This window comes from Sphingomonadaceae bacterium OTU29LAMAA1, from assembly GCA_024072375.1.
GTDB lineage: Bacteria > Pseudomonadota > Alphaproteobacteria > Sphingomonadales > Sphingomonadaceae > Sphingomonas.
In genome coordinates this window covers 174,164-194,126 of the sequence record CP099617.1, presented here as the reverse complement: position 1 = coordinate 194,126, position 19,963 = coordinate 174,164, and the positions used below count along the sequence as shown (strand labels likewise).

Annotated in this window: 21 protein-coding genes, 1 tRNA gene and 1 pseudogene; 8 read left to right on the top strand and 15 right to left on the bottom strand. The window is 65.8% G+C overall.

Annotated features, from left to right (window positions below; all coding sequences use genetic code 11):
- Positions 1–45 precede the first annotated feature (45 nt).
- On the bottom strand, positions 46–1,044 hold the full coding sequence (locus NF699_01295; GenBank protein USU05366.1) for a 4-hydroxyproline epimerase: 999 nt from the start codon (positions 1,042–1,044) through the stop codon (positions 46–48).
- A 6-nt stretch (positions 1,045–1,050) separates the two neighbouring features.
- Complete coding sequence (locus NF699_01290) at positions 1,051–1,977, bottom strand: dihydrodipicolinate synthase family protein (protein ID USU06954.1); 927 nt, start codon at positions 1,975–1,977, stop codon at positions 1,051–1,053.
- 133 nt (positions 1,978–2,110) lie between these two features.
- On the opposite strand from NF699_01290, the gene NF699_01285 reads away from it, so the two are divergent.
- Positions 2,111–3,298, top strand: a complete 1,188-nt coding sequence (locus NF699_01285) for a Xaa-Pro peptidase family protein (protein ID USU05365.1) — start codon at positions 2,111–2,113, stop codon at positions 3,296–3,298.
- A gap of 15 nt (positions 3,299–3,313) precedes the next feature.
- Here NF699_01285 and NF699_01280 read toward each other — a convergent pair whose 3' ends face one another.
- The 4 genes from NF699_01280 to NF699_01265 form a co-directional block, all read right to left on the bottom strand.
- Complete coding sequence (locus tag NF699_01280) at positions 3,314–3,808, bottom strand: DUF427 domain-containing protein (GenBank protein USU05364.1); 495 nt, start codon at positions 3,806–3,808, stop codon at positions 3,314–3,316.
- Positions 3,805–4,164, bottom strand: a complete 360-nt coding sequence (locus NF699_01275) for a DUF393 domain-containing protein (protein ID USU05363.1) — start codon at positions 4,162–4,164, stop codon at positions 3,805–3,807. The genes NF699_01280 and NF699_01275 overlap by 4 nt, the downstream gene beginning before the upstream one ends.
- On the bottom strand, positions 4,161–5,903 hold the full coding sequence (locus NF699_01270; protein ID USU05362.1) for a tryptophan-rich sensory protein: 1,743 nt from the start codon (positions 5,901–5,903) through the stop codon (positions 4,161–4,163). The genes NF699_01275 and NF699_01270 overlap by 4 nt, the downstream gene beginning before the upstream one ends.
- 63 nt (positions 5,904–5,966) lie before the next feature.
- Complete coding sequence (locus NF699_01265) at positions 5,967–6,692, bottom strand: SDR family oxidoreductase (protein USU05361.1); 726 nt, start codon at positions 6,690–6,692, stop codon at positions 5,967–5,969.
- A gap of 150 nt (positions 6,693–6,842) precedes the next feature.
- Here NF699_01265 and NF699_01260 point away from each other — a divergent pair, with 150 nt between their 5' ends.
- Entirely contained in the window at positions 6,843–7,739 is an 897-nt protein-coding gene (locus tag NF699_01260; GenBank protein ID USU05360.1) for an AraC family transcriptional regulator, read from the top strand.
- A 174-nt stretch (positions 7,740–7,913) separates the two neighbouring features.
- Positions 7,914–8,942 (top strand): potassium channel family protein, encoded by a 1,029-nt coding sequence (locus NF699_01255; protein USU05359.1) that lies wholly within the window; start codon positions 7,914–7,916, stop codon positions 8,940–8,942.
- A gap of 60 nt (positions 8,943–9,002) precedes the next feature.
- Here NF699_01255 and NF699_01250 read toward each other — a convergent pair whose 3' ends face one another.
- Both NF699_01250 and NF699_01245 read right to left on the bottom strand, forming a co-directional pair.
- The gene (locus NF699_01250) at positions 9,003–9,323 is read right to left on the bottom strand and encodes a hypothetical protein (protein USU05358.1); all 321 of its coding nucleotides are present in this window, start codon (positions 9,321–9,323) and stop codon (positions 9,003–9,005) included.
- A gap of 135 nt (positions 9,324–9,458) precedes the next feature.
- Positions 9,459–10,412 carry a hypothetical protein gene (locus NF699_01245; protein ID USU05357.1) on the bottom strand — a complete coding sequence of 318 codons (954 nt, stop codon included), beginning with the start codon at positions 10,410–10,412 and terminating at the stop codon, positions 9,459–9,461.
- Positions 10,413–10,627: 215 nt separating this feature from the next.
- Here NF699_01245 and NF699_01240 point away from each other — a divergent pair.
- From NF699_01240 to NF699_01230, 3 genes and pseudogenes are all read left to right on the top strand, one after another.
- Positions 10,628–11,020: pseudogene (locus tag NF699_01240) on the top strand (PAS domain S-box protein).
- 12 nt (positions 11,021–11,032) lie between these two features.
- Complete coding sequence (locus tag NF699_01235; protein USU06953.1) at positions 11,033–12,067, top strand: PAS domain-containing protein; 1,035 nt, start codon at positions 11,033–11,035, stop codon at positions 12,065–12,067.
- Positions 12,064–12,477 carry a response regulator gene (locus tag NF699_01230; GenBank protein ID USU05356.1) on the top strand — a complete coding sequence of 138 codons (414 nt, stop codon included), beginning with the start codon at positions 12,064–12,066 and terminating at the stop codon, positions 12,475–12,477. Before NF699_01235 ends, NF699_01230 begins: the two co-directional genes overlap by 4 nt.
- A gap of 111 nt (positions 12,478–12,588) precedes the next feature.
- Here NF699_01230 and NF699_01225 read toward each other — a convergent pair whose 3' ends face one another.
- From NF699_01225 to NF699_01210, 4 genes are all read right to left on the bottom strand, one after another.
- Positions 12,589–12,933, bottom strand: coding sequence for a response regulator (locus NF699_01225; protein ID USU05355.1), 345 nt, complete (start codon positions 12,931–12,933; stop codon positions 12,589–12,591).
- A gap of 202 nt (positions 12,934–13,135) precedes the next feature.
- On the bottom strand, positions 13,136–14,881 hold the full coding sequence (gene poxB, locus NF699_01220; protein ID USU05354.1) for a ubiquinone-dependent pyruvate dehydrogenase: 1,746 nt from the start codon (positions 14,879–14,881) through the stop codon (positions 13,136–13,138).
- Positions 14,882–15,128: 247 nt separating this feature from the next.
- Positions 15,129–15,785 carry a glutathione S-transferase gene (locus NF699_01215; GenBank protein ID USU06952.1) on the bottom strand — a complete coding sequence of 219 codons (657 nt, stop codon included), beginning with the start codon at positions 15,783–15,785 and terminating at the stop codon, positions 15,129–15,131.
- The gene (locus NF699_01210; GenBank protein USU05353.1) at positions 15,785–16,546 is read right to left on the bottom strand and encodes an MBL fold metallo-hydrolase; all 762 of its coding nucleotides are present in this window, start codon (positions 16,544–16,546) and stop codon (positions 15,785–15,787) included. The genes NF699_01215 and NF699_01210 overlap by 1 nt, the downstream gene beginning before the upstream one ends.
- Before the next feature lie 128 nt (positions 16,547–16,674).
- Here NF699_01210 and NF699_01205 point away from each other — a divergent pair, with 128 nt between their 5' ends.
- Positions 16,675–16,812, top strand: coding sequence for a hypothetical protein (locus tag NF699_01205; GenBank protein USU05352.1), 138 nt, complete (start codon positions 16,675–16,677; stop codon positions 16,810–16,812).
- 484 nt (positions 16,813–17,296) lie between these two features.
- Here the strand turns inward: NF699_01205 and NF699_01200 are convergent.
- A tRNA-Gln gene (locus NF699_01200) sits at positions 17,297–17,371 on the bottom strand.
- 79 nt (positions 17,372–17,450) lie between these two features.
- Positions 17,451–18,569: a branched-chain amino acid aminotransferase gene (locus NF699_01195; GenBank protein USU05351.1), complete on the bottom strand. Its 1,119-nt coding sequence runs from the start codon at positions 18,567–18,569 to the stop codon at positions 17,451–17,453.
- 60 nt (positions 18,570–18,629) lie between these two features.
- Here NF699_01195 and NF699_01190 point away from each other — a divergent pair, with 60 nt between their 5' ends.
- Positions 18,630–19,118, top strand: a complete 489-nt coding sequence (locus NF699_01190; GenBank protein ID USU05350.1) for a MarR family transcriptional regulator — start codon at positions 18,630–18,632, stop codon at positions 19,116–19,118.
- Between the two features lie 46 nt (positions 19,119–19,164).
- On the opposite strand, the gene NF699_01185 is transcribed toward NF699_01190, so the two are convergent.
- Positions 19,165–19,962 carry an NAD(P)-binding domain-containing protein gene (locus NF699_01185; GenBank protein USU05349.1) on the bottom strand — a complete coding sequence of 266 codons (798 nt, stop codon included), beginning with the start codon at positions 19,960–19,962 and terminating at the stop codon, positions 19,165–19,167.
- Position 19,963: the final 1 nt, after the last annotated feature.

Here is a 19,963-nt window from a genome sequence, read left to right as displayed (position 1 = left end):
CTCTCCTGCAATCCCGTTGCTGCCCGACCAGCGCCGGCGAACGGATCACTTGACCTGAAAGCCTTCCCAGAACGGGTCGCCGCGATCAATCCAGATCGTGTTGAAACCGGTCGCGATCGCCGTACCCTCGATCGACGGGATGATCGCTAGGTGCTCGCCGACCGTGGTGGCAGCCTCGACCCGGCCGATGAAGCGGCTGCCGATATAGCTTTCATGGACGAAGCGGTCGCCGATCCGCAATCGTCCTTGCGCCGCGAGATGCGCGAGCCGGGCCGAAGTACCGGTGCCGCACGGGCTGCGATCGATCGCCTTGTCGCCGTAGAATACGGCATTGCGGCCGTCCGCCCCATCGCTTGCCGGGCGATCGGCCCACAGAACGTGACTGACGCCGCGGATCGTCGGATCGAGCGGGTGCACCGGTTCGAAGACGGCACGGACGGCGGCGCGGATGCGGCCGCTGAGCTCCACGATCCGCGCGGCACCCAGCATGTCGAGGCCGACGTAGCCGCCCTGCGGTTCGACGATCGCATAGTAGTTGCCGCCATAGGCGACATCGATCGTCAGCGGGCCGATCCCTTCGACATCGATCGCGATCCCCGTGGCCGCGACATAGGCCGGCACGTTGGTGATCCGCACCGCGGTAACCCGGCCGCCATCGCTGTCATACGCGATATCGATCACACCCGCAGGAACCTCGATCCGCAGGCGGCCGGGCGTCGCCGGCTGGATCAGCCCATGCTCCAGCCCGAACGTCACCATGCCGATCGTACCGTGACCGCACATCGGCAGGCACCCGCTCGTCTCGATGAACAGGATGCCGCAATCGGTGTCGGCCCGGGTGGGCGGATAGAGGAACCCGCCCGACATCATGTCGTGGCCGCGCGGTTCGAAGCACAATCCGGTCCTGATCCAGTCGAAGCGGGCGAGGAAGTCCTGCCGCCGCTCCGACATGGATGCGCCCTTCAGCAGCGGCGCGCCGCCAGCGACCAGCCGGACCGGGTTGCCGGCGGTATGGCCATCGATGCAGAAGAAGGTGTGCCGCATGGCGTGCTACGCCGCTTTGTCTTGCGCGCCGGTATCGCCGAGCTTCGGTCGCGTCGCCGCCGCCTGTTCCACCATGGCGATCACTTCCGCCCGGCGCGCGCCCGTCAGCGGATAACGCGGCGGCAGGACCCGTTCGGACCCGCGACCCATCACCTGCTCGGCCAGCTTGATCGACTGGACCAGATCGTGTTCCGCATCGAGGTGAAGCAGCGGCATGAACCAGCGATAGATGTCCATGGCTTTGGCATGATCGCCGCGCTGGAAGGCTGCGACGAGTTCGACCGACTCCCGCGGAAATGCGTTGGTCAGCCCCGACACCCAACCCTTCGCGCCGAGATACAATCCTTCCAGCGCGACATCGTCGAGGCCGGCGAACAGCACGTAGCGATCACCGAACGCATTGCGAATATCGGTGAAGCGACGGGTGTCCGGCGCGGACTCCTTCACCGCGACGATGTTATCGACCTCGATCAGCGCCTCCAGCACCTCCCGATCGATCACGGTTCGATAGGCGGGCGGATTGTTGTAGAGCATGATCGGCAGGCCGACGCCGTTCGCGACGCCCTTGAAATGCGCGACGAGTTCCTGCGCCTTGGGAACGTAGACCATCGGTGGCAACAGCATCAGGCCATCGGCGCCCGCCTTCTCCGCCGCCTGCGCGTAACGGACGGCGCGGCGGGTATCGAATTCGGATACGCCGGTGATGACCGGCACGCGGCCATCCACCACCTCGACGATCGCCGTCAGCACTGCGATCTTCTCGTCGCGCTCCATCGAGTTGTTCTCGCCGACGGTTCCGAGCGCGATCACGCCGGTGACGCCGTCGCGCACCAGATCGTCCACGACACGCTGCGTATCGGCCAGATCGATCGACATATCCTCGCGGATCTGCGTGGTCACCGCGGGAAATACACCGTTCCAGTCGATCGCCATATCGTCATATCCTGTCATTGCCGCTGTAATATCGTATACGATATTGTACCTCGTCATACAAGGATCGGGAGGACGACGTATGGATCGCGCAAATACTCGTGCCTGAACGATCGACACGCAAAGGAGCAATGTCATGACCGTCGGCGGATCGACCATCGAACGTGAACTCGCCTCGCTCGCGCACTGGCCGCATCGCGCGCAGCCTGTCGGTGCCGCCGAACGGCAGGCCCGGCTGGCATCGGCGCGCCAGGCGATGGCGGCGATCGGCATCGACGCGCTGCTGGTGAGCGCGGGTCCCAGCCTGCGCTATTTCACCGGCATCACATGGTCGCCGACCGAACGGCTGGTCGCCCTGCTGCTGCCCGTGTCCGGCGAACCGATCATGATCTGCCCCGCGTTCGAGATCGGCTCGCTGGAGGCCGAACTGGTCATCGCAGCCGACATCCGCTTGTGGCAGGAGGATGACGATCCCGCCGCATTGGTGCGCGATGCCACGGCGCCCGGTGCGACACTGGCCCTCGATCCGCTGCTGCCGTTCGCGATGGCCGAGCGACTGCGCATGAACCGCAACGTCGTCGATGGGGGTCCGGTGATCGACGGACTGCGCATGATCAAATCGCCCGCCGAACTGGCGCTGATGCAGCAAGCCAAGGCGATGACGATCGAGGTGCAGCGCCGCGCCGCGCGCATCCTGACGCCCGGCATCCGCGCCAGTACCGTCCGGCGTTTCATCGACGATGCCCACCGCGCGCTCGGCGCCGCCGGATCGACGTTCTGCGCGGTGCAGTTCGGTCGCGCGACCGCCTTCCCCCATGGGCTGCCCGGCGATCAGTCGCTCGAGGAGGATCAGCTCGTTCTGGTCGACACGGGCTGCCTCGTCGACGGCTATCATTCCGATATTACCCGCACCTACGCCTTCGGGCGGGTCGACGACTCCATCCGCGCCACCTGGAACCTCGAGCACGAGGCGCAGGCCGCAGCATTCGCGGCGGTCCGCCCGGGCGAAACCTGCGAACGGATCGATGCCGCGGCCCGACAGGTGCTCGAAAGGGCGGGGCTGGGGCCGGGATACCGGCTTCCCGGCCTGCCGCATCGCACCGGCCATGGTATCGGGCTGGCCATCCACGAGCCCGCCTATCTGGTGCGCGGCGACAAAACCGTCCTGCGCCCCGGCATGTGCTTCTCGAACGAACCGATGATCGTCGTTCCCGATCGCTACGGCGTTCGCCTCGAAGACCATTTCCACGTCACGGAAACCGGCGCTGCCTGGTTCACCGAGCCACAGCGAACGATCGATCGTCCATTCGATACGACGGAGTAAGGCTGTTCGGGGCGATCACCAGCCCATGCTGCCGGTTACCCCCTTGAACGGACCGGCGAGATCGGACGTGATCCATCCGCCATAAAAGCCGCCGGGCTGCGGCCGAACCCGTTCGCCGTCCACGGTGCAGCTGTCGAACGGACCCGCATAGAATGCCACGTGATCGCGCAGGATGGCGAAGGGAGGCGTCGGGTCGGCATAGCTCCACCCGACATCGCGGAGCGTCTGCCCGTCGATATCCAGATGCCAGTAGCGCGCCTCGCCTTTCCATTCGCAGAACGATCGCCGCGAGGACGCGCGGAGCAGGCCCGCCGTGATCGCATCCGGCGGGATGTACCAGCTTGGCGGATGGCTCGTCTCGATGGTACGCACGGCGGCGTTGGTATCGGCCACGACGATCCCGCCATGCTCGATACGGATATGCCGGCCACCCGGCTGGGCGATAGCGGGACGCGGATAACGCCAGACGCTCTCCTGTCCGGGGGCGACGGGATCGGGTCTTGGCCTCACGCGCGTGCCTCGCGCCGGAGCAGCCAGCGTTGCAGACGCGGGCGGACGATCAGAAACCGGGAATAGGCGCGCTCCAGCAGACGAAGCACCGGCCTGTACCGCGCGAGCAGACCGATCGGCCGTAGCAACGGAATGGCGCGCCACATCGCCGCGAATGCTGCGGCGCCGGACAGCATTCTGCCGTCCTCCATCGCGTGGAACCGTGCGAGCAATGCGGCGCGATCGGATGGGCAGACCTCCGGCCCGGTCGCATCGACGAACGTGATCCTGCCGCCCCGGTCGAGCCGCCGCATCAGCGCGATCTCGCGCCGGCAAAGCGGACAATTTCCGTCGTGCCAGACGGTCACGCCGCTCATCGCCGCTTCGCCGGATTGTCGTGCCAGATCTTGGTCGCAAGCAGTGTCGCGAAGCCGAGCCAGGCGAAGAACGGCACCCCTGCCGCCGCCGCCGGTCGATCCACCCACGCGGCGGTCGCGACATAGGCGGCACTGGACGCGACCATCGCGCCCGACGCCGCGGCACTCGATCCCAGTCGCTGCTCGCGGAAGAACAATTGCGTCCAGCCGCCCACCATCGCGGTGTTCAGCAACCATAGCCCTACCGCGGCATTGCGCGCCGTACCGGAGGGCCGTCGCAACAGGCGATAACCGCCGGCCGCCAGACCGGCCTCCAACACCGGCCACACGGCCCCGAACACCGCATCGGGTGGGGTAAACCCGGGCTTGTCGAGGCGGCGATACCAGCGTCGGATATCAGGATGCGACGGATCCGGCGCATTGCGTCGTCCGACGATGGCGCTCGCACCCAGCACGAGGCCGACCGCGCCCGCCGCCAGCAACGGGGACAGCCCGCCCGGCAAGGACGGCGCGCCCTGTCTCGTCGCGACGAGCGCGCGATCCGGGCCGCCTGCCCCGTCATAACGGGACAGGTCGGGCTCCGCTGAGTTGCCGCCGAACACCTTGCCCGCGACACTCCGGAACGCCGGCCGGCTGGACACCGCGAGCGCCGTGTGCAGCAGGCGAATGCCCGTCCGGCTCTGCGGGTTCATCAACCGCGGCGCGATCTTCGGCACACCCTGCGCCTCCTCGACCATCGGCCGCATCGCGCGTTCGTATGCAGCAACCCCGTCAGCGATAGCGTCGCACCGCGCCAGTTCGGCCGCCAACACATAGGCGCCGGTGATCGCCAGCGTCGTGCCGATGCCCGCGATCGGCGTCGCGCACCATGCCGCGTCGCCGGTCAGCACCACCCTGCCCTTCGACCAGTGCGGCATCCGCACCTGCCGCAGCACGTCGAAATAGAAATCGTCGGTCGCATCCATGCCATCCAGCACGCGCGCGGACTGCCAGCCGGCATCGGCGAACCGTTCGCGCAGCCACGCCTTCTGGCGGTCGACATCCCAATCCTGTTCGCCGCCGGCGGGGTGCTGCACGGACAGCATCGCCCGCGTCGTGCCATGACGATCGGGGCGAAGCGAGACGCTGCGCCCGCCTGGTGCATTGTACCATCGCCACAGCCGATCATCGGTCGCCGCATGCGGGATCGTGAAATAGGCGATCGTCAAATCCATCCAGCGCGGCGCATTCTCGCCCGGAAAGATCAGATCGCGTGTCGCAGAACCGACCCCTTCGGCGATGATCACCGCATCATAACGGTCGGTCCTGCCACTGGCGAACGTCACACGCGCCGCCTCGCCATCCTCAGTGATCGCCGCGATGCTGTCGCCGAAACGATAGGTCGCCTGGTCGGCAGCAGGTTCGTAGAGCAGACGGGCGAGATCGCCGCGCAGGATCTCCATCTCTGCGGTCGGTCCGTCCGTCTTCTGATCCGCCGTCAGGAACCGTGCGGCCACGCTGCCGTCATCCTCGACCCATGCCGTCCCCTCCTCGCCGGTTCCCCGATCCAGCGCCGCCTGCTCCAGCCCCATGCGCCGCATGACATCGCGGCCGACACCGCGCACGTCGACGTTCTGACCACCGTCGCGAAAGGCGGGTGTACGTTCCACGACCGTTACGTCGAACCCGGCGCGGCCCAGCCACCATGCCGCGGTGTTGCCGGCGACGCTGGCGCCGGTGATCAGAATACGGCGGGACATGGAAAACGCTCTCCTCTGCCCCGCCCAACGATCGACGCGGCGGAAGGTCGCCTGCCTTCAGGCCTACATGTCGGCGGCAGTCGGGCGCACGATCACCTCGTTGATGTCGACGCCCTCCGGCTGTTCGAGCGCGTAACGGATCGCCCGCGCGATCGCATCCGGCGTCAACGACTTCTGCCGCCACCCCTTCAATGCCGCAGCGACCGCAGGATCGGTGATGTCGTGGCCGAGTTCGGTCGCGACCACGCCGGGCGAGACGAGCGTGGAACGGATTTCGTCATGCTCCTGCCGCAGCCCTTCGGTGATCGCCCGCACCGCATGTTTGGTCGCGCAATAGACCGCCGCAGTCGGCATCACCATGTACGCGGCGACCGAGGCGACGTTGACGACATGGCCGCTGCCCTGTGCGATGAAGCGCGGCAGCACCGCGGCGATGCCGTTGAGCACGCCGTGCACGTTGACGTCGATCATCCGCTTCCATTCGTCCCGCTTCAGCGCGGCGAGCGGAGACAGCGGCATCACGCCGGCATTGTTGACCAGCACGTCGACGCGCCCGAACCGTTCCACCGCCGCCGCGGCAAAGGCATCGAAGTCGCTGCCGTCGGTAACGTCCAGCTCGCGCCACGCGACCATGTCGCCCAGTTCCTCAGCCAGCGCCTGGAGCCGGTCGCCGCGACGCGCACCGATGAACACCCGGGCGCCCGCCGCCGCCAGTTCGCGTACCGTCGCCTCGCCGATGCCGCTCGATGCGCCGGTGACCAGCACGACCTTGTCGATGTTCTGCGTCATGATGCTTCCTTTCCGTTGAAATGTGGTGCCATCCAGATGGCGCCGGCACGGGCGGGAGCGGTAGAGCGATCGTCCGCACTCCTTGCCCGATCCTCCAGAACGAGAGGCGGACGCTTGCGGGAAGGGCCGGCCTGTCCGATCAGGGCGGGCATGGAGAGGATCATCCAGCTCGCCGACGTGATCGACCGTCACGTCAATGGAACGGGCATCTGCACCACCGTCATGCCGCGCCTGTCGCTGATCCGCGCCGATCAGCCGAGCACGCCGACCCCCGCTGTGTACGAGGCGTCGCTTTGCCTGATCGCGCAAGGGTCCAAGCGGGTCTCGATCGGCGATCGCAGCGTGGTCTACGACGCCGCGCATTACCTGCTCGTCTCGGTCGATCTGCCGCTGGTCGGCCACGTCCTCGATGCGAGTCCCGACAGGCCGTATCTCTGCTGCAAGATCGACCTCGATCCCGCGATGCTCGCCGATCTGATGGTCAGCGAGGGCGGCGACGTGTCCAGCACCGATCTGCCGGTACTGGCCGTCTATCCCGGCGACCCCGACCTGATCGACGCCGCCTGCCGCCTCGTCCGGCTGCTGGATCGTCCCGAAACGATCGACGCACTCGCGCCGCTGATCGAGCGCGAGATCCTCTACCGGCTGCTCACCGGGCCACACGGACCGATGCTGCGCCACGTCGCGACCGCCGGCAGCCATCTGAATCAGGTGAGCCGCGCCATCGCGGCGATCCGCCGGCGCTTCGATGGACAGATCCGGATCGAGGAGGTCGCGGCCGAAGCCGGCATGAGCCCGTCCTCGCTGCACGCGCATTTCAAGGCGATCACCCATATGACGCCGCTCGAATATCAAAAGCAGTTGCGGTTGCAGGAGGCGCGCCGACTGATGCTGGTCGGCGGGGCGAGCGCCGGAACTGCGGGCTTCGCGGTCGGCTACGAAAGCCCGTCCCAGTTCAGCCGCGAATATCGCCGGCTGTTCGGTGCTCCGCCGCGACAGGATATCGCACGGCTGCACACCGTCCCGGCCGCAGGCATGGCGCTATAGCGCCGGATGAAGAACGGGAACCGTGCGTCCGGATCGTACAGGCCTTGCACGCGACGAGGAAAGCCTTGCCCGCGGCGAGCCCGTCGCGGAGGATGCAGCAATGAACCCTGTCGCCCCTGTCATTCGTCCGTGAGACATCGCCGGTCGGGACAGCCCGCATTGACGCCCGGTCGCATGGCGGCGCGATCCACCGTCCTCACCATACGCCCGCGCTTCTATCGTCCGGGGCGGCTCAGCCCCCTGACGACGCTCGCGATCCGCGGTGTCGCCGTGCTGGTGCTGGTCGGTATCGCGCTGGGCGGACACTGGATCGATCGTGCCGGGCTCCGGGACAACACCGATGGCGCGGTAAGCTTCCTCGACATCGTCTATTTTACCGTGATCACCGTGACGACGGTAGGGTATGGCGACATCGTGCCGGTGAGTGATTCGGCGCGCATGTTCGACACCTTCGTCGTCACGCCGATCCGGATATTTGTGTTCCTGATCTTTTTGGGTAGCGCCTACAGTTTCATGCTGAGGCAAGGATGGGAGCGGTGGCGCATGGGCCTCGTCAGGCATGGGTTGAAGGATCATGTCATCGTCTGCGGGTACGGCCGATCGGGCTCGGCCGCGGTCGGAGAACTGCTGGAGCGTGGCCATGCGTGCGACCGGATCGTCGTGGTGGACGAGGACGCCGGCCGGCTACGCCTGGCGGAAGAATTGGGGGTCGCGACGGTCGAAGGCGATGCGACCCACAACAAGGTACTCGAAATTGCCAAGGTCGATGCAGCCAGCAACGTCATCGTCTGTCCCGGTCGCGACGATACCGCGGTCCTGATCATCCTCACCTGTCGCAGGCTCGCACCCGATGCCGGCATCGCGGTGTCGATCGCCGCGATCGAGAACGAACTGCTTGCCCGCGATGCGGGCGCCAGCATCATCGTCAATCCGGTCAGCTTCGGCGGGCAGTTGCTGGCCCAGTGCACCACAGGTCCGCATGTGGCTGACTACGTCACCGACCTCGTCACGCGGGCCGGTCGGATCGAACTGCGGGAACGTGCCGTACGCGCAGAAGAGGAAGGTCGATCGCCGCGGGATGTCACAGGCAGCCAGATCGTGCGGATATACCGCGGCGACCAGGCGATCGAGGTGGCCCGGACCGGTGACCAGCGCATGCTTGCAGGTGACTGGGTTATCGAGTTGATCGAAAAGCGGCCATAGGTTCAGCTCACGATTGCCGCGTGCCCGCCCCCGGGGCGGCTGTTGTCCGCATCGCCCACGTCAATTGCCTTCGGCATCGACCGTGAACACCACCGGCTTGCCCCGCTGCATCGGCTCCCAGCCCGCCGCCATAGCAGCGCGCACGCACCGCGAAATCGTGGCGTCGTCGAGTTGAAGACGACCGCGCGGCAGGCCCTTCAATAGCCGCTTGGGCGGCGGGAATTCCACCCACGCCTGCCGTTTCGCATCGCGCTGGAAAAGGGCGATCGTCATCCCCTTCCAGCCATCGTCATCCGACTGACGCGGTTCATGCTGGAGGTGCCAATCGTATATGGCGCCATCGACAGTGACGGTGCCGCCGTTGCTTTGGGTCTTTGACATACCGGCGGTCCTAGCATGCCGCGCCGGCCGAAGCACAGGATCGAAGCCCGTAAGGTGTTCGTCCCGGCAGGCACTGTTCCGGTCGCCCATACCGCTACCGCGCGATGGGAAACCCGCCGGTCAGAACGAGCACGGTCATCCCGCCCTCACCGCCACCGCCCGATCCGACAGCGGCACGGAAGCCGGGATCAGCGACAGGACATGACCGGCGAGCGGCACCGACCCCAGATTGGCGCTGAACGTCAGCAACGCCCCGCGAAAGGTCACGTCGAGATTTACCGTACCCGGGGCCTGTCGGACGTCGATGCACTCGATCTCGCCCCACGACCGCCGGTGACGGCGAACCACCCGAAAGTCGAGACCGCCCGGCGTGACGACCAGCGACGGCCTGGCATTGTTCGTCGCCACCGCATACCACCAGGGCAGTCCACGCACGCCCGAGAAGGTCGCGAGGACCGGAACGTCGGCCGCACCCGTCTGGTCTATCGTGATGTTCGCGACGGCGGCGCGCTCGTAACGGCTGCGTGCCGGACGATGGATCAGCCAGCGCCATCCCCTGATCGACGCATAGACGAAGCCGACGAACGCCAGCATCTGAACGATCCACGATATCGTAGCGCGCCGCGTCGGAGCACCGGCAGTCCTCCCGACCTCGCCCACGCCCGCACGACCCGCGGGATCGGAACAGGGGCCGACATAATGCGCGTGGAGCGACGTCGCGGGCAGGATGTGCGGGGCGACCCCGGCGCCATCGATCCGGCTGGTCGTGACGATGGTATAATCGCGATCGCCTCTCTCGATCAGTTCGCGCCGGATCGTCAGCGTCATGCCGCCCCCGCGGCGACACGCAGCTTCAACGAACGCCCCCGACGCCGTCCTGGCCCTGTCGGCGACCCGGCAATCGGCAGGCCATCGAGACATGACGCCATGCGGCAGATCGGCGGCCATACATTCCTCGCCGCCCGCCACCGGAGCCTGTCCGGCCACCTCCACGCGACTCGCCCACACGCCGGCCCGCTGTGCCTGCGCGGTGCCGGACAGAAGGCCCGCACCGATAAGCAACATTGGAACGCGGGAGCGGCAGAACATCGAACGCATGTAGCCGGAGTGCTGCGCACCGTCGACGGTACCGGTCGGCTCGAACGGAGACAGGCGACGCCGTTTTGCGCGCCGCCCAATGGCCACGACGCGGGCGAGACACGATCCCGGACATTCGCGCCCCCGCCGCGCTCGAAACTTCGAACGGTCATCCGTTCTCGCCAAGCAATGCCGACAAAGGCGAACATCCATAATCCAGTCTAGTGATGCGCGGTCGACAGGCGGCTACCGGCGATCGCTCCGCTGGAGATCGTGTCTTGGACGAAGAGAATGAGGCTGCAAGAGGCCGGATCCGCCGCGACGAGCTGCTCGAGCTGATCATCGACAGCGCGACCGATTTCGCGATCTACACCACCGATCTGCGCGGCATCGCCACGAGCTGGAACGCCGGCGCAGAGCGGCTCTTCGGGTTCACCGCCGCCGAAATCGTCGGCCATAGCGGCGATGCCATCTTCACGCCCGAAGACAGGGCGCGCGGCATACCGGATGACGAGCGGCGAAACGTCGACGATCATGGACGGGCGCTCGACGAACGATGGCATCAGCGCCGGGATGGCAGCCGTTTCTGGGCGTCGGGACTGTTGATGCCGCTACGTGACGGCACCGGTTACGTGAAGATCGCCCGCGATCGTACGGAGCAGTACGAGGCCGAGCGACGTGAGCGCGAGCAGGACGAACGTTTCAGGCTGCTGGCGACCAGCGTCCCCCAGCTGGTGTTCACGACCTTCCCCGATGGTGAACGAACCTGGCCCAGTCCGCAGTGGATCGAATTCACCGGTGTGGGTTTCGAAGACAGTCTGGGACAAGGCTGGCTCGAAGCGATCCATCCCGATGATCGGCCCCACACCCGCGCCGCATGGGATGCAGCGACCGCGGCAGGCGAATATTACGTCGAACATCGTGTCTGGCACGCCGGTGGCGAAGAGTATCGCTGGCACCAGACCCGCGCTCAGCCCCTGAACAGCCCGTCCAGTCCTGCGGAGTGGATCGGTACGATGACCGATATCCACGACCTGCGCACGTTGAAGGATCGGCAGGAGGTGCTGCTTGCTGAACTGCAGCATCGCACCCGCAATCTGCTCGGCGTCGTACAGGCACTGGCTCGACAGACGATCAAGAAGAGTGATGGTTCGCTGACGGCGTTCAGGGACGCCTTCGAGGAGCGTCTCGGTGCATTGAGCCGGGTTCAAAGTGTGTTGGCGGAGCTGAATTACCGCGACGTCTCCCTGCGTGCACTCATCGATGCCGAGTTGGTCGCGCACGGCGATGGCGCGACCCATACCGACAAGATCAGCATCGACGGACCTGACGTGACGCTGCCGCCGACAGCCGCGCAGGCTCTCGCGCTCGGCATCCATGAGCTTGCCACCAATGCCGTCAAATATGGCGCGCTGGCACAAGCCGATGGCAAGCTTGCGGTGACCTGCTCCGTCTCGGCGCAGGGTCGTGATGACGTTGCCGTCATCGACTGGCGGGAGAGCGGCGTGGCGATGCCCGAACATGCGCCGGACAGCCGCAGAGGCTATGGAACGGAGCTGATCACCCGTGCCCTGCCCTACCAGCTCAAGGCCAGGACCGAGCTGAGCTTCGGCTCGGATGGAGTGCATTGCACGATTGCAGTACCGATCAAAGGCAGGCCGGAATGACGAATGAAGCGGTTGCGGGCGTCACGGGACGCCGGGTCCTCGTGGTGGAAGATGAGTATCTGATTGCCTCCGACCTCGCCGAATGGCTGGAGGAACAGGGTGCGGAGGTACTGGGACCGGTGCCGGGTGTCGCTGAAGCCCTTGCGCTGATCGACGCCGGTCCGCTGCCCGATGTCGCAGTGCTTGATGTCACTTTGGGCACCGAACCGGTCTTCCCGGTCGCAGACGCGTTGCAGGCAGCCAGGGTGCCGTTCGTGTTCGTCACCGGCTACGATGCCGCGCTGATCCCGGCCCGCTACGAGAATGCTTGCCGATGCATCAAGCCGCTCGACCGCGCCCGCGTGTTGCGAGCGCTTGCGGCGGTAGGTCACGACCTGCCGACGCCAGACCAGAATGACACAGCGATGTGAGCTGGATCATCCGTGCCATCCGGAAGCGGCTTACCGGCAACGACATCCCACCTCTAGAATGCTCTGCGCGTATCGGCGGTTAGTCATGGTTCACGACTGTCGCGCATCCCCTCAGCACATCTCGCGAAAGGCCTCGGTAAATGCCGCCGTCTGCATCGGCTTCCTCAGGATGATGCTGGATGCCGAAAGTGGTTTGCAGGCATCCGGGGTTGCGGTGACGTAGATCACTGGCCCGATCCCCAAAGCGGCATGGATCGACGCGACGGCCTCAGGCCCTGTTCCCTCGAGCAATTGAACGTCCGAGGTTATCAGGTCGGGCGGACGGGCCATCGCTGCCGCTACGGCCGCCTCCTGGGTGGCGGCGATGTCCCATGATGTAGCCCCGGCATCCTCCACCAATGTCTCGATCAGCAACGCGATGAGCGGCTCGTCTTCTATGATCAGGACGTGGCACATAACCTGGATTAGTTTCCGGGGAGGTAGCAGTTTGAACAGTCTGCACCGATCGAAGTTCCCGCGCGACGCGAGCAAGCGGCGTCAAGCATCAGGCAGCGAGACGATCCCGATCCACCTGCAGGAGACCGATCAATCCGCGAGATGACTGCTCATGGCCGATCGATCCACCGCATTGCCGACATGCTGGCCCAACGACCTCGCCCTAGAACAGACGCTTGAGAAGACCGGCGTTGGTCTTGCCGAGTTCGACCACCGAATCGCCGCGACCGGAGATGATCGCTTTCGCCATATAAAGCGTGAAGCCCTTCATTTGCTCGAGCGTGATCTTGGGCGGCATGGACAATTCGGTTCGCGCGGTCACCGCATCGAGCAGTGCCGGCCCTGGATGCGCGAGCACTTCGCGCACGCCCGCCTCGACCTCGCCCGGATCGGTGATCCGCACGCCGTGCAGCCCGATCGCACGCGCCATCGCTGCGAAATCGGGATTGTCCAACGTGACTCCCGTCTCGATCAGGCCCGCGGCCTTCATCTCCATTTCGACGAAGCCCAGCGTGCCATTGTTGAAGACGACGATCTTCACCGGCAACCCGAGTTGTCGCAGCGTCAACAGCTCGCCCATCAGCATCGCCAGCCCACCGTCGCCGGACAAGGTGACGACCTGCCGCTGGGGAAAGGCCGATTGCACGCCGATCGCCTGCGGCAGCGCATTGGCCATCGACCCATGGTTGAACGATCCGATCAGCCGCCGCCGTCCGTTCATCTTGAGATAGCGCGCCGCCCAGATCGTCGGCGTGCCGACATCACAGGCGAAGACCGCGTCGTCGTCCGCCAGCGTACTGACGACGTGCGCGACATGCTGCGGGTGGATCACGCCGCTCCCCGGCGTGCCGTCCGCCAGTTCGTCGAGTCCTTTGCGGGCCTCGGCGTAATTCTCGCGCGCGGATCGCAAAAACGCACCGTCGCCGTTCGCCGTGAGTCGCGGGATCAGCGCCTTCAGCGTCGCCCCGACATCGCCGACCAACCCGATATCGATCGCCGTCCGCCGCCCGAGATTCTCCGGTATCAGATCGATTTGTGCGACTTTCGCCCCCGTCGGATAGAATTGCCGATAGGGAAAATCGGTGCCGAGCATGAGTAGCACGTCGCACGCCATCATCGCATCGTAGCCGCTCGAGAACCCGATCAGCCCCGTCATGCCCACATCATAGGGATTGTCGTATTCGACGAATTCCTTGCCGCCCAGCGCATGGACGACCGGCGCCTGAAGCAGCTCCGCGACCTTCACCAGTTCGGCATGCGCCGTCCGGCATCCGCGCCCCGCCAGGATCGTGACCTTCGCGCCGTTCAGCAGCGCCGCCAGCGCTGCCACGTCCGCGTCCGCAGGAACCGTCGTCGATGGCGGCGGCAGCAACGCGCCGGCGGATCGGGCCAGCGTGCCCGTGGTCGAACGTAACGCGACATCGCCGGGCATTGCGACGACGGAGACGCCGCGCCGCCCGACCGCCGCGCGGATCGCGGTTTCCAGTGTGCGCGGCATCTGGTCGGCGTCGGCGATCGTCTCGCAATAGACGCTGCATTCGCGAAACAGCGCCTCGGGCCGCGTTTCCTGAAAATAGTTCGATCCGATCTCGCCGCTCGGCACCTGCGCGGCGATCGCAAGCACCGGCACGCGCGTCCGGTTGCAATCGTACAGCCCGTTGATGAGGTGCATGTTGCCGGGCCCGCACGACCCGGCGCACACCGCGAGCCGCCCGGTCAGTTGCGCCTCTGCCCCCGCCGCAAAGGCAGCCGCCTCCTCGTTGCGCATGTGGACCCATTCGATCTTGCCCTGCCGTCGCAAGCTGTCCGTCAGGCCGTTCAGGCTGTCGCCCACCACGCCATAGATCCGTTCGACACCGGCAAGGTGGAGCGTCTCGGCAAACAGGTCGGCGATAATGCTCTTCGACATAAACGGCTCCAGACATTGCAGAACGCTTCTCTCGCCCGCGCGACGCCCAAAACACAAGCGCGTTGCGCGCCTGTCGGATTGCACCTCGCACAATCGGCTTCGACGGCTGCGCCTACCGACGGTCCGCTTTGATCGCGTAGCCGACGTCGAACACCTGCAGACGACCTGGAAGCCGACGTTCGCGGGTCACTTCGCAGCCGTAGGAAACAAGCGCTCGTTCGTCGCGGCCTCCCCGCCCATCCGTCGGTCAGGATCGGTCCGCAGATCGGCTGGCATCATGCTCCGCAGGGACGACGAACCTCTCGCCGGGAGACCAGGGGGAAAACCTGTGCATGATCTGCTGAAACAGGTCCGAGGCGAGATGATCGACAAGCCACGCCTTCAGATGTGGAAGCGGCCGCGCGTCGAACCATTCGCGATCGACGGCGGCGAACTGCCTCACGAACGGCATTATTGCGGCATCGGCCAGGCCCGCCCTGCTACCGCTGATCTGCCCGGCAGTAGCTATCCGGCCCTCGAGTTCTTCCAGAAACGAGAGGCCGAGGTCGCGATGCACGGCCGGCTCGGCGCCATGACGATCGGGATATTTGTATCGGTCGAGGTGGTGCTTGAACATGCCATCGTTGCTCGCGACCAGCGCCGGGTCGTCGCGCGCAAGCCAGTCTTCCGGGTCCCGCATGTCGAGCGCCCAACGCATGATCGAGAGGCTTTCGTCGATCGTTCTCCCATCGGCCGTCTGAAGTACCGGCACGGTGCCCTTTGGCGAGATCGCGAGCATCTCGTCAGGCTTGTCGGAGAGACGGACCTCGCGATGCTGGTAACGCACCCCGCTCACAGCCAGTGCCAATCGGGCGCGCATCGCATAGGGGCAACGGCGGAAGCTGTAGAGGACGTGGTCGGCCATTATCCTCCTATGTTCGGCGCGGCGGTCGTTTGAAAGCGCGGCGTCGGCGGCCACATAGATTCAGTTACTTCCGCTAGGTCAGCGCCGCCCCGCCGTACCGCCTGACAGCGTTCCAGCCCGACCGGATCGCGCCGCTCGATCGACAGCGCACGCAGCCGCGCCGTCGCATCCACCTCCATCAAGCGCTGATACGCACGCACCCCCGGCGTAGAGCGCCGCCGCGCCTGCCGCATCTCGCCCCGGTAAAAATACGCATCGCCGGCATGGAGCAGCCAGCGCTCGTCGCTTTTCCGGACCGCGACGCCGGTATGCCCCCAGGTATGGCCGGGCAGCGGGACCATCAGGATCTCGGGCGGTAATCTCTCCAGATCGCGCACCGCGTCGAAGCCGAACCAGGCCTCGCCGCTCGCGCCATAGCGCCGCCAATGCCGCACCGCGTCGAATTGCCGCGGTCGCCAGCGATTGCGCGCGACGATGCCGGCGCGCGGTCCGGTCGCATCGTCATATTCGCGCACCATGACGTGGATCGTCGCGTTCGGGAAATCCTCCAGTCCGCCGGCATGGTCGAAGTCGAGGTGCGTCGCGACGATATGGCGGACGTCGTCTGCGCGATAGCCGAGCGCCTCGACCTGGCGGATCGCCGTTTCGCGTTCGTGCAACCGGATGTTGAGCATCGCACGCCACGGCAGCGTGATCCGCGGATCGGGCCGACGGTGCGGATGCGCCACGTCGCGCAGGCCATAGCCGGTGTCGACGAGCACTAGGCCATGCGCATCAGACGATCCGGCCGAGCGGCCCGACGCTGCGCCCGTCGAACAGCGCGCCGCCCAGCGGACAATCGGTCCCGCAATTGAGGTGATGGATGCGCGTAGGACTATTTTTTGTACTGATGCTGGCGAGCGCGACGCTCGGCACGTTGGTGTGGAATCGTCGCCCGACATTATCGCCCGACGCGGCGATGGATGTCGACCATGTGCCGATGACGCTCGACCCCTTTACGCGACCGGTATTTTTGGGATCGATGTAGCGGCTCGCGGTTCAACAGGCTGGCAAGTGGCAACCACCGGTGCATAGCAATTGGCATCGGGATCCCACCGACAATTGCGTCAGCGTCTTTTCGTAGCCGGATGAACATACTGACCTCCGCAACGATAATACTTTCAAACCACCATAATGTCGGGACGAGCCATACCACGGCAAATCCCTAATGTCGCAGGTTGCGATCACTCGCCGCCGATCGTGTTGGCTCGAGGTAATCCCGCATTTCCTCAATCGGCTTGCGATAGAGATTTGCCTTCTGGATCGTGCTGAGAGTTGCGGATCGGCCGACTTTGCCAAGGATCACCTTCAGCGTCCTGTTCTGCGCCGTCATGGCGCAGCCCGTCCGTTATGCCACCGACTGGATCGTCGTCCGATGGCTGATACGAGGTGGAGCCGTCACACCCGCCATGTCCAATACAGCGCAAGGGGATATGATATATGAATACAAATCAGCGTGTTAGCTAATTTATTGGCTGGGGCGGCAGGATTCGAACCTGCGAATGGCGGCACCAAAAGCCGCTGCCTTACCACTTGGCGACGCCCCAACGGAGGCGGCCTTATAGCCGGGTCGGCGGGCGTGAAAAGCCCTGCCGTCGCCAGTTTCGCGAAGGCCGCCGCAAAATGTCAGCCTAGACGCTGGACCCAACCGTGCGCATCGGCGGCCCGCCCGCGCTGGATCGCCGACAGCGCATCGAGCATGCGTTGGGTGAGCTGGCCGGTGCCGCCGCTGCCGATGGTGAAGCGGCCTGTCGGGCTGGCCACTTCGCCGATGGGCGTCACTACGGCGGCGGTACCGCAGGCGAAGGCCTCGGTCAGGTGGCCGCTGGCGGCGTCGGCGCGCCACTGGTCGATGCCGTAGAGTTCCTCGCGGACCTCGATCCCCTGATCGCGCGCGATGCGGATGATCGAATCGCGAGTGATGCCGGGCAGGATCGTGCCGGTGAGCGGCGGGGTGACCATCGATCCGTCCTCGAAGACGAAGAAGACGTTCATGCCGCCGAGTTCCTCGACCCAACGACGCTCGACCGCGTCGAGGAAGACGACCTGGTCGCAACCCTGTCGGATCGCCTCGGACTGGGCGAGCAGGCTCGCGGCATAATTGCCGCCGCATTTCGCCTCGCCGGTGCCGCCGGGTGCGGCGCGGGTGTAATCCTGGCTGACCCAGATGGACACCGCGCGCGCACCGCCCTTCCAATAGGCGCCGACGGATGATGCGATTACCATGTAGAGGTATTCTGACGAGGGCTTGACCCCAAGGAACGCCTCGCTCGCGAACATGAAGGGGCGCAGGTACAGCGCACCGCCGTCGACATCGGGGAACCAGTCGCGTTCGGTGCGGACGAGCTGGCGGCACGATTCGAGGAACAGTGCCTCTGGCAGTTCCGGCATCGCCAGTCGGCGTGCGCTGTTGTTGAAGCGGCGCGCGTTGGCGTCGGGACGGAACAGCGCCATCGCGCCGTCGTCGAGACGATAGGCCTTCAGCCCTTCGAATATCTCCTGCGCGTAATGCAGAACGGCGGTCGATGGGTCGACCGTGATCGGCGCCCGGGCGGTGATCACCGCATCGTGCCAACCCTGCTGCTCGTTATAGCGAACGACGGCCATATGATCCGTGAAGACACGTCCGAAACCCGGATCGACGAGCCGTGCGGCCCGCTCGTTGGCGTCGACCGGGGTCGCGCTGGGGTCGAAGCGAAAAGCGGCCGGGCCGGTGGTTTCGCCGGGCGTCAAAGCGGGGTTCATCGCATTCTCTCAGGCTTCAGGGGTTGCGGACGCGTACGGTGGGTGTCTAAACCGGTCAACATGGCTGCCACAGCTCCCACCGCTTCCGCCCAGTTCCTCCGCGAGCCCGAACTCCGTCGCGGCATGGAGCTTTTGTATTTTGGCCATAGCCATCTCACCCGCTCCGTCGATCAGGGGCTCGCGGCACAGGGATTGGGCCGCGCACACCATCGTGCACTGTATTTCATCGCCCGCAAACCCGACCTGACGGTCAGCGAGTTGCTGGCGTTGCTGGCGATCACCAAACAGTCGCTTGGGCGCGTACTCAACGAACTGACCGACCGCAAGCTGGTGGACACCCGTCCCGGTGAGCGCGACCGCCGCCAGCGTCTGCTCCGGCTGACCGAAGATGGCATGGCGATGGAAAACGATCTGTTCGAATCGGTCCGGGTCAAGATGTCGCAGGCGTACCAAGCCGCCGGCCAGGATGCGGTATCAGGCTATTGGGCGGTGCTGGAGGGCATGATCCCCGAGGTCGACCGCGCGCAGGTCGAGGGGCTGCGGTCGTAGGGACCGGCCCCGTTTGATCAAGCGATATCGGCTGCGGGGATCGTCCTCAGACGATCCGGGCGGCAGCAGCCATTTCCCGGTTGCGGGCAGCCGAGGCCGCAAGCGTTTCGGTCAACAGGCGAACGAGCGCATCGTCGGCGTCGAGCACGTCAAGGCCCTGCCGCGTCGATCCGCCCGGACTTGCGACGCGATCGGCGAGCACAGACGGAGTGACTGCCGCATCCGACGCCATGATCGCCGCCCCTTCCAGCGTCGCCAGTGCAAGCCGCGCCGCCTGATCTGATCGCAACCCCAGCGCCGCCCCAGCCTGCGCCAGCGCATCCGCGAACCGGAACACGAAGCCGGGGCCACATCCGGCCAATGCGGTCACATCGTCGAACTGCGCCTCGTCGGCGATCCATTCGACCAGACCAAGGGGGGCCATCCAGCGGTCCAGTTCGTCGCGCGTCGCATCGTCGGTCGCCGAGGCATGCAGCGCCACCACTCCCTTGCCGATCGCGACCGGCAGGTTGGGCATCGCCCGCACGACCACGGCAGCGTCGCACAGCGAGGCAAGCGTCGCCACCTCCACTCCGGCGAGAATCGATACGAGCAAACGCGGCGCGTGGCCGGCCAGCGGACCACCCCGCAAAGCGGACAGCTGCTGCGGCTTCAATCCCAGGAGGATGGCGTCGTATGTCGCCTCACCCGCGTCCGGCACCGACGAAACGACACGAACGCCCTCAGGCATCGTGCGTCCGCTGGGACTGACCACCGTCACATCGGCCGGTGCAAGTCCGGCTTCCAGCCAGCGACGCAGCATCGCGCCGCCCATATTGCCGGCGCCGATCATCAGCAATCGCATC